We start from the raw sequence: 13,777 nt of genomic DNA on the forward strand, positions 1-13,777 counted from the left end.
CCGATGGTGACCTTCGCGCAGGCGCAGGAGCGCGCCGAGGAGTGGATCAACGCAGACGTGCCCGGCTACCAGCACCGTGAGGTGCGGGTCCGGGAGTTCGAACTCGGCTTCGTGGTGTGGGCGGAGGACCGGGCCGAGGGACCGCGTTCCGACGGCGGTGCCCAGCGGCTCGTCATCGCGCGCGACAGCGGGGAGGCCACACTGTGGCCCTCGCTGCCGGTGGGCGAGGTCATCCGCCGGTACGAGGAGGAGTACGGCGTGTCGGCGGGGGTGCCCGATCCGGCGCCCGCCCCGCCCGCCCGGGTGGACCTCAACCAGACGTCGTTCCTGCTGACTCCGCCGGAGTGGCTGCAGGAGGCGGCGGACCGGATGGGCATCCCGGACCGTCGGGACGGTACGGCCGGCGGGGCCGCGGGCCGGCCGTCGGACGGCGCCGGGTCGCGGCCCGCAGCCGAGATCAGTGACGCGGTTCCCTCCGCTCGTGCCGCTTCCCCGGTCGACGCCGTTCCTCCGGCCGACGCGGTGCCTGCCCCGCATGGCGGTGCCGGAGTTCCCGCGGGTTCGCTGCCCGAGACTCTGCCGGGGCCGCCCGCCGGTTCGCCGGCGCCCGCCGCTCCGAGCGGTGGCACGGCGTGGCCCGCCGCCGGGGGGAACGCCTCCGGTGCCGCCGCCGTGCCCGCCGACGCGACGCCGTGGGCCGGTACCGACACCAACGCCGAGGCCGGGGACGACCGTTCCGTGCCGCTGCCGGTGACGGTGTATGCGCCGCAGATCCGCGATGTCGGGCCCGGTGGCACGCCGCCTCCGCCCGAGGCCGCCCCCGAGGCCAGGACCAAGCTGATCTCGGGTGGCAGCCGACTGCCGAGCACGAGTGTCGCGCCCGCTCTCGGCGATCCGGCACCGCCCGCGTTCCCGCGGGGTGCGGGTGGGCAGGGCACCGCGCCGCAGGGTGCGGGTGCGCCCGGTGCGGCGCCTGCCGGGCCCTCCTCGTACGACCGTCCGCAGCAGGCCGGTCCGGGGGCGCCGCCTCCGGGCGCGCCCTCGTACGGCTATCCGCAGGGCGCTCCGCCGCCGCCCGCCGCCGCCAACGCTTCGCAGCAGCCGCCCGCTCCGAGTGCGCCTGGCCGGCCGCTGCCGCCCGGTGCCGGTGACATCGCGGACGCGGCGACCAGCAAGGCGCAGGGTCCGCCGCGTGGCGCGCGGGGCGCGAACGCGCCCGGTACGCCGCCGCCTCCCGGTGCGCCCGGTACGCCGGGTGCGCGGCCGGGCGGTCCGGTTCCGGGTGGTCCTCCCTCGGGCGGTCCCGCTCCGGCGTCCGGGCCCGGTGCGCCGGGTGTACCGGCCGGTGGATACGTACCGACGCAGTTCGTCTCGCAGCTCGGCCCCGACGGGCCGGAGGTACCGGGCGCGCAGGGCGGCCCGGGTGGTCCGGGTGCTCCGCAGCCTCCCGGTGCGCCCCACTCCCCGGGTTCTCCCGGCTCTCCCGGCGGCGGTGGCTCCGGTGGCGTCCACCATGCCGCGACCATGCTCGCCGGGCCCGCGGTCGGCGGCCCCGGTGCTCCGCAGCCTCCGGGCGCTCCCGGCGCTCCCGGCGCTCCCGGAGGGCCAGGAGGTCCGAGTGGTCCGGGCACTCCGGGTGGTACGCCGCCCGGTGGTGTGCACCATGCCGCGACCATGCTGGCCGGTCCGCCGGTCGGCGGACCGGGTACGGCTCCGCCGCCACCCCCCGCGCCCGGTGCGCCCGGTATGCCTCCCGGGGGTCCCGGGAGGCCGCCGCCCGCTCCGCACCTGGGCGGCCGGCAGCCGTTCCCGGGACAGCAGCAGCCGCCCTTCCCGGGCGGGCCGATGCCCGGACAGCCCGGTGCCGGTCAGCAGCCCCCGGCCTACGGCTATCCGCAGCACGCCCAGCCCACGGTCGGCCCCGGTTATCAGGCGGTGCTGCGCTACCGCGCCCAGGACGGCAGCGAGCAGCAGCTGATCCGGCGGTCCGCGCCCGGCACCCCGCACCCGGAGTGGCAGATCCTGCACGAGCTGCGGGCGATGAACGTGCCGCCGCAGCAGGTCCTTGAGCTGCACACGGAGCTGGAGTCCTGCGAGCTGCCGGGCGCGTACTGCGCGCGGATGATCCGGGAGAGCTGGCCGCAGGCGCGGATCACGAGCATCGCCTCGTACGGCACCGACCATGCCAGCCGTCAGCAGGGCATGGCCCAACTGCTCGCGCACCAGGGTGAGTTGCACCAGGTCGCGGACGGTCCGGCGAGGCCCGGTCCCGTACGGGCGCCGTTGCCGCCGGTGCAGTCCGCGCCGCCGATCCCGCCGGAGGCCATCGGGCAGGAGCTGGCGGCGGCCTTCGGGCCCGGCCTGTTCCGGTTCGACCAGGCGGCCGTGTCCCGGCAGGGCGTGCCGCCGATCGTGGCGCACACCCTGGTGGTGGCCGGGCTGCCCCTCGACATGAACCCGTTCTTCTGGGCGCAGGCCCAGCCGGGCCGTCCGGTGCCCACGCTCGCCGAACTGGCGCAGGAGCGCGGGGTGCAGCCGGGCGCGGACGCGGGCTCGTACCTCGTCATGGGCAGTGACTTCGGCAAGGCGGTCTGTGTCCAGTACGGGACCGCGAACATCGTGGCCGTGCCGGTGGAGGCGGGTCCGGGCGGTGCTCCTGTACCGCCGCAGTTCGTGAACACGGGGTTGCCCGAGTTCGCGCGCAGCCTCGCGTTGCTGGGCCGTATGTGGCGTCTTCGCTTCGGGCTCAATCAGGAGCAGGCGGGGCGCTGGACCGTCGATTTCCAGGCGCAGTTGGCCGCGATCGATCCGGCGGCCCTCGGGTCGCCGGAGAGCTGGTGGTCGGTGCTGCTGGAGCAGATGTGGGACGGCCTGCTCTGACGGACCGGCGCTGAATCGGTCCCGACAGGAGCGGCTGACAGGGGCGACGGAATATGCGGAGTGTCGCGTTATGAACACTTCCGTCTGATCCACCAAGATGAGCGGCATGAGCAGCTCATCGGTGCCCTCGGTGTCCTCGGTGTCGTCTCAGGGCTTCGAGGTCGTACGGGGGCGTGGTTACCGCCCCGCGCAGGTCGACGCGTACGCCACGGCACTGTCGGCGGGGCGCGACGCGGCCTGGGAGCGGGCCGCGCGGCTGACCGTGCTGGCCAGGGAGATGGGGTCCGAGGCGCTGCGGCTGCGCGAGGTCGTGATGGATCTCGCCCCCCAGACGTACGAGACGCTCGGCGACCGGGCCCGGCGGCTCTTCGAGCTGGGTGAGGAGGAGGCCGCGGCGCTGCGCGAGGACGCGCTGCGGCAGGCGCGCCGGACCGTGGACGAGGCACGGGCGGCGGCCGAACGGGTGCGCGAGGCAGCGCGGGCGGACGCGGACGAGGTGCGCGCCGAGGCCGACGACCGGGCCCGGCACCGGCTGCTGGCCGCGCAGGCCGAGGCCGACGAGATGCGGATCTCCGCGCGGCGCGAGGTGAAGGAGGGCCGCGGTGAGGCCCTGGCCGCGCTGCGCGAGACGCGGCGGCGCGGTGAGAACCTCATCGCCGAGCAGGAGAAGGAGCACGCCGAACGCTGGGAGCGGGCCGGGTGCGAGGCCGCCGAGCGGGAGGCCGCCCTCGTCGCGCGCCACGAGGAACTGCTCGCGCGCGCCGAGGAGAGTATGGCCGCGGCGGGACGGGAGCTGGCCGAGGCGCAGGAGTCGGCCCGCCACCTTCAGGAGGACGCGGACGCCCGCGCCGCCGAACTCCTCGCCGAGGCCCGGGTCCGGGAGGAGCGCGTGGCCCGCGAGACGGAACGGGTCCTGCGCGAACACGGCGAGCGGTGGGACGAGGTGCAGGCGCACATGGACCATGTCCGCAGCAGTCTCGCCGCGCTGACGGGGCGGGCGGCGGCGGAGTAGTTCCGGCGGGCCGGTGGGGGTCGGCCGCGCAGTTCCCCGCGCCCCTGGAGGGCGAAGCCTCGCAGGGCCGGTGGGGAACCGTGCGCTCAGCCCCCACCGGCCCGCACACGACAACGCGCCGTTCACCCCCAGGGAGGGCGCGGGGAACCGCGCGACAAGTCCCCACCGGCCCGCAGCGTGCCCACGGCCGGCGCCGTGCACTCACGCGGATCCGTGCTGCCGCATCGTGCTGGGGCCGCCCGTGCTGGTGCTGCTGTCCTGCCGCAGCCCACGGCCTGGTTCGACCGGGAGAAGTGACTCGCGACCCCACTTCGCCTGCCGGCCCTCAGTCCCCTGGGCTCTTCAGTACCGGGAAGCGGCGCGGGGCCACGAACAGCAGGACCAGGAAGGCGAGGGCCGCCGCGCAGGCCGCGCCGAAGTAGACGGCGTGGACCGCCTCCGCGACCGCCCGGCGTACGTGCTCGGCCGGCGCGCCCGACTCCAGGGACGCGGTCACCGAGTCCAGGTCGCCCGCGCCGCCCAGCCGGGAGGCCAGTACGCCGTTGGCGACCGCGCCGAAGAGAGCCGCGCCGACCGTCTGGCCGGTCTGCCGGCAGAAGAGGACGGAGGCGGTGGTCGTACCGCGCTCCGCCCAGTCGACGGTCGACTGGACGCCGATGAGCAGAGGCAGTTGGAAGAGGCCGAGCGCCCCGCCGAGCAGGAGCATCAGGACGGTGGGCTGCCAGGCCGCGCCGGGATACGGCAGGAACGGGAAGGCGAACAGGATCAGCGTGGCCGTGCCGATGCCGAGCATCGCCGTGTTGCGGAAGCCGATGCGCCGGTAGACGTGCTGGCTGAGGGCCGCTGACACCGGCCAGCTCAACGTCCATACGGAGAGCACGAATCCGGCGGCGACGGGGGTGAGCCCCAGCACCGACTGCGCGTACGTGGGCAGGAAGACGGTCGGGGCGACCATGAGCAGACCCAGGGCCCCGAGCGCGAGGTTCACGGCGGCGATGGTGCGGCGGCGCCAGACCCAGCCGGGGATGATCGGTTCGGCGGCCCGGCGTTCGACGAGTACGAGGAGGCCGATGAGCCCGAGTCCCGTACCGAAGAGCGCTGTCGAGGGCACCGACAGCCAGGGCCAGGCCACTCCGCCCTGCACCAGGGCCGTCAGGAGTACGCCGCCGCAGGCGAAGACGGTGAGCGCGCCCGCCCAGTCGACGCGTGGGCGGCGCGCGGGGGCGGCCAGCTCGGGCTCGTGGAGGTGGCGGACCAGCAGCCAGAGGGCGACCGCGCCGAGCGGCAGGTTGATGAGGAAGATCCAGCGCCAGTCGGCGTACGAGGCGAGCAGCCCGCCGATCGCCGGGCCCGCGATCGCCGAGGTGGCCCACACCGTGGACAGTTTCGCCTGTATCTTCGGGCGCTGTTTCAGCGGGTAGAGGTCGGCGGCGAGCGTCTGGACCGTGCCCTGGAGGGCGCCGCCGCCGAGGCCCTGGACGATACGGAACGCGATCAGCGCGGCCATGTTCCAGGCGAGCGCGCAGAGCAGGGAGCCGAGCAGGAAGAGGATGGAACCGGCGATCAGGACCGGCTTGCGGCCGAAGGTGTCGGAGAGCTTGCCGTAGAGGGGCAGCGTGACGGTCACCGCGAGCAGATAGCCGGAGAACAGCCACGAGAAGACGGAGAAGCCGCCGAGGTCGCCGACGATCTGCGGGACGGCGGTCGACACGATCGTGGAGTCGAGCGCTGCCAGACCCATGCAGAGCATGAGGGAGGCGACGACCGCCCGGCGGTTCCTGGCCCCGGCCCGCGCCGCGGCGGGCCCGCCCTCCGTGACGGCCGGTATTCCGGTGTCCCCCTGGCCCACAGGATTCCTTCCCCTTGCACCTATCTGCCGTGGCCACTCTGCCACTTGAGCCTCACGCCACGGGAGGGCGGATGCTGAGCGGGCCGGAAGGCGGTGGCATCCCTGAGAGGAAGTCCACCGACGGGTGGACAGCCCCTAGGGGTACCTCCGTACTACGGCTCGGGGAGGGTTCGTCCCGGCGGAGGACGAGACGGTACGGGTGCCGTCCTTAACCTGGCTTTATGCCGCTGAGGGCGGTGTCCCGCACCTTCGGGGGTGGGGTTTTCCCCAGTAGAAGACTGCGCTGGGCACCAGCGCGGGGGACCACCCTCCGCCACCAGACTTGGGGCTGTGACCGGGCGGCGTGACCGCACCGCCGCACCGCACGACGTACTCGCAGGGCTCGACCGCACGACGTACCGGCAGGACTCGACCGCTCGGCGCGGGCAACCGCAGGCGCTCAGGACAACCGCAGACCGCCACTGACCTGTCAGTGGCCGACTTAGGAGACATACCGTGACATCGGCTGTAACCATTCCCAGGCACGGGGGCACTGGAGAGCGTACGGCCGTTGCCGCGCGGGCACGGCAGGTCGTCAAGGCGTACGGGTCCGGTGAGACCCGTGTCGTCGCCCTGGACCAGGTCGACGTGGACATCGCGCGGAGCCGGTTCACCGCGATCATGGGCCCCTCGGGGTCCGGCAAGTCCACCCTGATGCACTGCCTCGCCGGCCTCGACACCGTCTCCGCCGGAAAGATCTACCTGGACGAGACCGAGATCACCGGACTCAAGGACAAGAAGCTCACCCAGCTGCGCCGGGACCGGATCGGCTTCATCTTCCAGGCGTACAACCTGCTGCCGACGCTGAACGCCATGGAGAACATCACACTCCCGATGGACATCGCGGGCCGCAAGCCGGACAAGGCGTGGCTGGCCCAGGTCGTCGAGACCGTCGGTCTCGCCTCCCGGCTGAAGCACCGGCCGAACCAGCTCTCCGGCGGCCAGCAGCAGCGCGTCGCCGTGGCCCGCGCCCTGGCCGCGCGGCCCGAGATCATCTTCGGTGACGAGCCCACCGGAAACCTCGACTCCCGGGCCGGCGCCGAGGTGCTGGGCTTCCTGCGCCGCTCGGTCGACGAGCTGGGCCAGACCATCGTGATGGTGACGCACGACCCGGTCGCCGCCTCCTACGCGGACCGCGTGCTCTACCTGGCCGACGGGCGGATCGTCGACGAGATGCTCAAGCCGACCGCCGACGCCGTTCTCGACCGCATGAAGGACTTCGACGCCCGGGGGCGCACGTCATGACCGTCTTCAAGACCTCCAGGCGCAACTTCTTCGCGCACAAGGGACGCATGGCCCTGTCGGCCGTGGCCGTCATGCTGTCGGTGGCGTTCGTGTGCGGCACGCTCGTCTTCACCGACACGATGAACACCACCTTCGACAAGCTCTTCTCGATGACCTCCGCCGACGTCACCATCTCGCCCAAGGCGGCCTCGACCAACGACACCCCGCAGAACGACAAGCCGCTGTCGCTGTCCGACTCCCTCGTCGAGCGGGCGCAGAAGGTGGAAGGCGTCGAGTCGGCCGAGGGCGCGGTCATCTCGCTGAACGTGACCGTCGTCAACAGCGACAACAAGAACATGGGGACCACCAACGGCGCCCCGACGATCGCGGGCAACTGGACGAAGAACGAACTGCGTTCGATGGAGATAACCTCCGGACACGCCCCGCGCGGGCCCACCGAGGTGATGGTCGACGCCGACACCGCGGACAAGCACCACCTCAAGATGGGTGACGAGCTGCGCACCATCGCCGTCACCGGTGACTTCAAGGCGAAGATCGTCGGCATCGCCACCTTCAAGGTGACCAACCCCGGTGCCGCCGTCGTCTACTACGACACCGCCACCGCGCAGCGCGAACTGCTCGGCGCCACCGGCCGGTTCACCCAGGTCAACGTCGTCGCCGCCACCGGTGTGACCCACGCCCAGCTCAAGCAGGCCGTCTCCGCCGCGCTCACCGGGTCCGACGGGGCGCTCAAGGTCCAGACGCAGAAGGAACTCTCGGACGAAGGCCAAGAGGGCATCGGCGAGTTCATGAACGTCATCAAGTACGCCATGCTCGGCTTCGCCGGCATCGCCTTCCTCGTCGGCATCTTCCTGATCATCAACACCTTCTCGATGCTGGTCGCCCAGCGCACCCGTGAGATCGGCCTGATGCGGGCCCTCGGTTCCTCCCGCAAGCAGGTCAACCGGTCCGTGCTGGTCGAGGCGCTGCTGCTCGGTGTCGTCGGCTCGATCCTGGGTGTCGCCGCAGGGGTCGGCATCGCGATCGGCCTGATGAAGCTCATGTCGATGGCGGGCATGAACCTCTCCACCGACGACCTGACGGTCAAGGCCGCGACCCCGGCCATCGGCCTGGTCCTGGGCGTCGTCGTCACCGTCCTCGCCGCCTACCTGCCGGCCCGCCGCGCGGGCAAGGTCTCCCCGATGGCCGCACTGCGCGACGCCGGTACGCCGGCCGACGGCAAGGCCGGCTGGATCCGCGGACTGATCGGCCTGACCCTCACGGGCGCCGGCGGCGCGGCCCTCTTCACGGCGGCCGGCGCGGACAAGGCGAGCGACGGCGCGTCGATGCTGGGCATCGGTGTGGTGCTCTCGCTGATCGGCCTCGTCATCATCGGCCCGCTGCTCGCGGGTGGTGTGGTCCGGGCCCTCAGCGCGGTCCTGCTCCGCGGCTTCGGCCCCGTCGGACGCCTCGCCGAGCGGAACGCCCTGCGCAACCCTCGCCGCACCGGTGCCACCGCGGCGGCCCTGATGATCGGCCTCGCGCTGGTCGCCTGCCTCTCCGTGGTCGGCTCCTCGATGGTCGCCTCCGCGACGGAGGAGCTCGACAAGTCGGTCGGCACGGACTTCATCATCGAGGGCAACCAGCGGATCGTGCCGCAGGCCCAGAAGGCCATCGAGGGCACGCCGGGCCTGGAGCACGTCACCAGCTACAAGATGATCGACGCGAAGCTGACCTCGCCCGACGGGAAGACCGAGGACAGCGACGTCACGGCCGCGGACCCGACGTACGTCAGTGACCTGCGCCGCGAGACGATCGCCGGCGAGCTGTCGGCGGCGTACGGCAAGAACGCGATGTCGGTCGGCTCCCTCTACGCCAAGAAGCACGGTGTGAAGGTCGGCGACACGATGACCGTCGCCTTCAAGGGCGGACAGAGCGCGAAGCTGAAGGTCGCGGCGATCACGGACGACGACACGGCCCTCGACAAGGGTTCGCGCTATCTGAACATCACCACGCTGGAGCAGTACGTCCCGGCCGACAAGATGCCGCCGAACGACATGATGTTCGCCACCGCCGAGGACGGCCAGGAGAAGACGGCGTACGCGTCCCTGAAGAAGTCCCTGGACGCGTACCCGCAGTACCAGGTCCGTGACCAGACCGACTACAAGCAGGAGCTCAAGGACCAGATCGGCCAGCTCCTGAACATGGTCTACGGTCTGCTGGCACTCGCGATCATCGTGGCGGTCCTGGGGGTCGTGAACACCCTGGCCCTCTCGGTCGTCGAGCGGACCCGTGAGATCGGCCTGATGCGCGCCATCGGCCTCTCCCGTCGGCAGATGCGCCGCATGATCCGCCTGGAGTCGGTCGTCATCGCCCTCTTCGGAGCGCTGCTCGGCCTCGGCCTGGGCATGGGCTGGGGCGCCACCGCTCAGAAGCTCCTCGCCCTGGAGGGCCTGAAGGTCCTCGACATCCCCTGGCCGACGATCATCGGAGTCTTCATCGGCTCGGCCTTCGTGGGACTGTTCGCGGCGCTGGTGCCCGCGTTCCGGGCGGGGCGGATGAACGTCCTGAACGCCATCGCGACGGATTAGCCGCCGCCGGCTGGAGGAACGGGGGGAGCCCGGTGCCGTCGAGTCTTCTGACTCGACGGCACCGGGCTGTTCGCCGGGTGCGGGCCGCGCAGTTCCCCGCGCCCCTGAGGGGCGGGCGCAGCCCGCTTTCAGGGGCGCGGGGAACTGCGCAAAGGGGGGCGAGGGGGCGCAGCCCCCATGCGGTGACGACGGGGGAGGGCAGGGGCGGCGGGGGCGAGGAAAGCCCCCTCTGTCCACAGGGGCGGGCGGGGAGGACCCCGGCGTCGTACCCTGGACACCCCCGGCCCGTCACACGTGTCGGGCGGCTCGCGTTGCCCAGCCCACCCTCCAGCCCCACCCCCCTCAGCTCCTCGGATCCTCGGACGGAAACCCTTCATGAGCCTGCACGGTCTGCTCGACGCCGTCGTCAAGGACGCCGCACTCACCGAAGCGGTGAAGGCCGCCGGCGACGGCAACCGCATGCACGTGGACCTGGTCGGCCCACCCGCCGCCAGGCCCTTCGCGGTGGCGGCCCTGGCCAGGGAGGCCGGACGCACGGTCCTGGCGGTCACCGCCACCGGCCGCGAGGCCGAGGACCTGGCGGCGGCGCTGAGGTCGCTGCTGCCGGCCGACACCGTCGTGGATTACCCGTCCTGGGAAACGCTGCCGCACGAGCGGCTGTCCCCCCGCAGCGACACCGTGGGACGCAGGATCGCCGTCCTGCGCAGGCTCGCCCACCCGCGCCCCGACGACCCGGAGACCGGTCCCGTCTCCGTGGTGGTGGCCCCCGTGCGCTCGGTCCTCCAGCCCCAGGTCAAGGGCCTGGGTGACCTGGAGCCTGTCGCCCTGCGGACCGGCCGGAGCGCCGACCTCGGTGACATCGTGAAGGGCCTGGCGGCAGCGGCGTACGCCCGGGTGGAGCTGGTGGAGAAGCGCGGCGAGTTCGCCGTACGCGGCGGGATCCTGGACGTCTTCCCGCCCACCGAGGAGCATCCGCTGCGCGTGGAGTTCTGGGGCGACGACGTCGAGGAGATCCGTTACTTCAAGGTCGCCGACCAGCGGTCCCTTGAGGTCGCCGAGCACGGCCTGTGGGCGCCGCCCTGCCGTGAACTGCTGCTCACGGACGACGTACGGGCCAAGGCGGCGGCCCTCGCGCAGGAGCACCCCGAGCTGGGCGAGCTGCTCGGCAAGATCGCCGAGGGCATCGCGGTCGAGGGCATGGAATCGCTCGCTCCCGTCCTCGTCGACGACATGGAGCTGCTCATCGACGTACTGCCCAAGGGCTCCATGGCCGTCGTGTGCGACCCGGAGCGGGTGCGCACGCGCGCCTCCGACCTGGTGGCGACCTCGCAGGAGTTCCTCCAGGCGTCCTGGGCGGCGACAGCGGGCGGAGGCGAGGCCCCGATCGACGTCGACGCGGCATCCCTGTGGTCCATCGCGGACGTCCGGGAGCGGGCCCGCGAGCTGGACATGATGTGGTGGTCGGTGTCGCAGTTCGCGGCCGACGAGACGTTCACGGACGGCGCTGCGGGTGACGCGGACACGCTGAAGCTCGGGATGCACGCGCCCGAGACCTACCGCGGCGACACCGCGAAGGCCCTCGCCGACACCAAGGGCTGGCTCGCGGACGGCTGGCGCACGGTGTTCGTCACCGAGGCGCACGGCCCGGCGGCCCGTACGGTCGAGGTGCTCGGCGGCGAGGGCATCGCGGCCCGCCTTGAGTCGGACCTGGGCGCGCTGACCCCCTCGGTCGTGCAGGTGTCCTGCGGCTCGATCGACTACGGGTTCGTCGACCCGGCGCTCAGACTCGCCGTGCTCACCGAGACCGACCTCACCGGGCAGAAGGCCGCCGGCAAGGACGGCGCCCGGATGCCGGCCCGCCGCAGGAAGAGCATCGACCCGCTGACGCTGGAGACGGGCGACTACATCGTCCACGAGCAGCACGGCGTCGGCCGCTACATCGAGATGGTCCAGCGGACCGTGCAGAGCGCGACCCGCGAGTACCTGGTCGTCGAGTACGCGCCGGCCAAGCGCGGCCAGCCGGGCGACCGGCTGTACATCCCCACGGACCAGCTGGAACAGATCACCAAGTACGTCGGCGGCGAGGCCCCGACGATGCACCGCCTCGGCGGCGCCGACTGGACGAAGACCAAGGCGCGCGCCAAGAAGGCCGTCAAGGAGATCGCGGCGGACCTGATCAGGCTGTACTCGGCCCGGATGGCGGCCCCCGGGCACGCCTTCGGCGCCGACACGCCGTGGCAGCGCGAGCTGGAGGACGCGTTCCCGTACACCGAGACGCCCGACCAGCTCACGACCATCGCCGAGGTCAAGGAGGACATGGAGAAGACGGTCCCGATGGACCGCCTGATCTGTGGAGACGTCGGTTACGGCAAGACGGAGATCGCGGTCCGCGCGGCCTTCAAGGCGGTCCAGGACGGCAAGCAGGTCGCCGTCCTGGTGCCCACCACTCTGCTGGTGCAGCAGCACTTCGGGACGTTCAGCGAGCGCTACTCGCAGTTCCCCGTCAACGTACGGGCCCTGTCGCGCTTCCAGTCCGACACCGAGGCGAAGGCGACCCTGGAGGGGCTGCGGGAGGGCTCGGTGGACCTGGTCATCGGCACCCACCGCCTCTTCTCCGCGGAGACCAAGTTCAAGGACCTGGGACTCGTCGTCGTCGACGAGGAGCAGCGGTTCGGCGTCGAGCACAAGGAGCAGCTGAAGAAGCTGCGCGCGAACGTGGACGTACTGACCATGTCCGCCACCCCGATCCCGCGCACGCTGGAGATGGCGGTGACGGGGATCAGGGAGATGTCGACGATCACGACACCCCCGGAGGAACGGCACCCGGTCCTGACCTTCGTCGGCCCGTACGAGGAGAAGCAGATCGGCGCCGCGGTGCGCAGGGAGCTGCTGCGTGAGGGCCAGGTCTTCTACATCCACAACCGGGTCGAGTCGATCGACCGGGCCGCGGCCCGGCTGCGCGAGATCGTGCCGGAGGCGCGGATCGCCACCGCCCACGGCCAGATGTCCGAACAGGCGCTGGAGCAGGTCGTCGTCGACTTCTGGGAGAAGAAGTTCGACGTCCTCGTCTCCACCACCATCGTGGAGTCGGGCATCGACATCTCGAACGCGAACACGCTGATCGTGGAGCGCGGCGACAACTTCGGCCTCTCGCAACTGCACCAGCTGCGCGGCCGGGTGGGGCGTGGCCGCGACCGCGGTTACGCGTACTTCCTCTACCCGCCGGAGAAGCCGCTCACGGAGACGGCCCACGAACGCCTCGCGACCATCGCCCAGCACACGGAGATGGGCGCGGGCATGTACGTGGCGATGAAGGACCTGGAGATCCGCGGCGCCGGAAACCTGCTGGGCGGCGAGCAGTCGGGCCACATCGCCGGAGTCGGCTTCGACCTGTACGTACGCATGGTGGGTGAGGCGGTCGCGGACTACCGCGCGTCCATGGAGGGCGGTGTCGTGGAGGAGGCGCCGCTGGAGGTCAAGATCGAGCTCCCGGTCGACGCGCACGTCCCGCACGACTACGCGCCGGGCGAGCGGCTGCGCCTGCAGGCCTACCGCTCGATCGCCTCGGTCAACTCCGAGGACGACATCAAGGCCGTACGCGAGGAACTCGTCGACCGGTACGGGAAGTTGCCCGAGCCGGTGGAGAACCTGCTCCTGGTGGCCGGACTGCGGATGCTCGCGCGCGCGTGCGGGGTGGGTGATGTCGTCCTCCAGGGAAACAACATCCGGTTCGCGCCGGTGGAGTTGCGGGAATCGCAGGAACTGCGGCTCCAGCGCCTGTACCCGGGGACCGTCGTCAAGCCGTCCGCGCACCAGGTACTGGTCCCGCGCCCGAAGACGGCGAAGGTCGGCGGCAAGCCGCTGGTCGGGCGGGAGCTGCTGGGGTGGACGGGGGAGTTCCTGGCTTCGATTCTGGGGTCTTGAGGGGGCCGTGCAGGGGGGAGTGGACGGCCGCGGGTGACGAGCCGGCCGCGGCCCCGTGGCGGGCGCCGGGGCCGGAGGGCACCGGTCGACTCGCCGGTCCGCCCGGCGAGTTCTGGGTCGCGGTGCTCGGATCGGGGCTGCTGGTGTCGGAGACGACGCTGGGGATCGGGAAGGTGTGAGGGGCGCGATACGGGACAGCCGGTCTCGGGGGCCGACGGTGCCTCACCACCTCTGTCACGCCGGTGGTGCGCCACTTGC

At 72.2% G+C, this 13,777-nt stretch carries 6 protein-coding genes; 5 read left to right on the forward strand and 1 reads right to left on the reverse strand.

What is annotated here, in order from left to right; all coding sequences use genetic code 11:
- Window positions 1-3: 3 nt before the first annotated feature.
- Together ACIOKD_RS03875 and ACIOKD_RS03880 are read left to right on the forward strand one after the other, a co-directional pair.
- A complete protein-coding gene (locus ACIOKD_RS03875; RefSeq protein WP_402077790.1) occupies window positions 4-2,880 on the forward strand; it encodes an SUKH-4 family immunity protein in 2,877 nt (958 codons plus the stop codon).
- Between the two features lie 106 nt (window positions 2,881-2,986).
- The gene (locus ACIOKD_RS03880) at window positions 2,987-3,892 is read left to right on the forward strand and encodes a cellulose-binding protein (protein WP_402077793.1); all 906 of its coding nucleotides are present in this window, start codon (window positions 2,987-2,989) and stop codon (window positions 3,890-3,892) included.
- Between the two features lie 325 nt (window positions 3,893-4,217).
- Here the strand turns inward: ACIOKD_RS03880 and ACIOKD_RS03885 are convergent, their stop codons facing one another.
- Window positions 4,218-5,720, reverse strand: a complete 1,503-nt coding sequence (locus tag ACIOKD_RS03885) for an MFS transporter (RefSeq protein WP_402079146.1) — start codon at window positions 5,718-5,720, stop codon at window positions 4,218-4,220.
- Window positions 5,721-6,236: 516 nt separating this feature from the next.
- On the opposite strand from ACIOKD_RS03885, the gene ACIOKD_RS03890 reads away from it, so the two are divergent.
- The 3 genes from ACIOKD_RS03890 (at window position 6,237) to mfd (ending at window position 13,519) form a co-directional block, all read left to right on the forward strand.
- Window positions 6,237-7,025: an ABC transporter ATP-binding protein gene (locus ACIOKD_RS03890; RefSeq protein ID WP_402077796.1), complete on the forward strand. Its 789-nt coding sequence runs from the start codon at window positions 6,237-6,239 to the stop codon at window positions 7,023-7,025.
- A complete protein-coding gene (locus ACIOKD_RS03895) occupies window positions 7,022-9,595 on the forward strand; it encodes an ABC transporter permease (RefSeq protein ID WP_402077798.1) in 2,574 nt (857 codons plus the stop codon). The genes ACIOKD_RS03890 and ACIOKD_RS03895 overlap by 4 nt, the downstream gene beginning before the upstream one ends.
- 375 nt (window positions 9,596-9,970) lie before the next feature.
- The gene (gene mfd / locus ACIOKD_RS03900; protein ID WP_402077801.1) at window positions 9,971-13,519 is read left to right on the forward strand and encodes a transcription-repair coupling factor; all 3,549 of its coding nucleotides are present in this window, start codon (window positions 9,971-9,973) and stop codon (window positions 13,517-13,519) included.
- Window positions 13,520-13,777 lie beyond the last annotated feature (258 nt).

Source organism: Streptomyces sp. NPDC087844, from assembly GCF_044742785.1.
Classification (GTDB): Bacteria; Actinomycetota; Actinomycetes; order Streptomycetales; family Streptomycetaceae; genus Streptomyces.

Coding starts and splice junctions, on each gene's coding strand:
- ACIOKD_RS03880 (WP_402077793.1), top strand. CDS start 2,987: ATGAGCAGCTCATCGGTGCCCTCGGTGTCCTCGGTGTCGTCTCAGGGC.
- mfd (WP_402077801.1), top strand. CDS start 9,971: ATGAGCCTGCACGGTCTGCTCGACGCCGTCGTCAAGGACGCCGCACTC.
- ACIOKD_RS03895 (WP_402077798.1), top strand. CDS start 7,022: ATGACCGTCTTCAAGACCTCCAGGCGCAACTTCTTCGCGCACAAGGGA.
- ACIOKD_RS03875 (WP_402077790.1), top strand. CDS start 4: ATGGTGACCTTCGCGCAGGCGCAGGAGCGCGCCGAGGAGTGGATCAAC.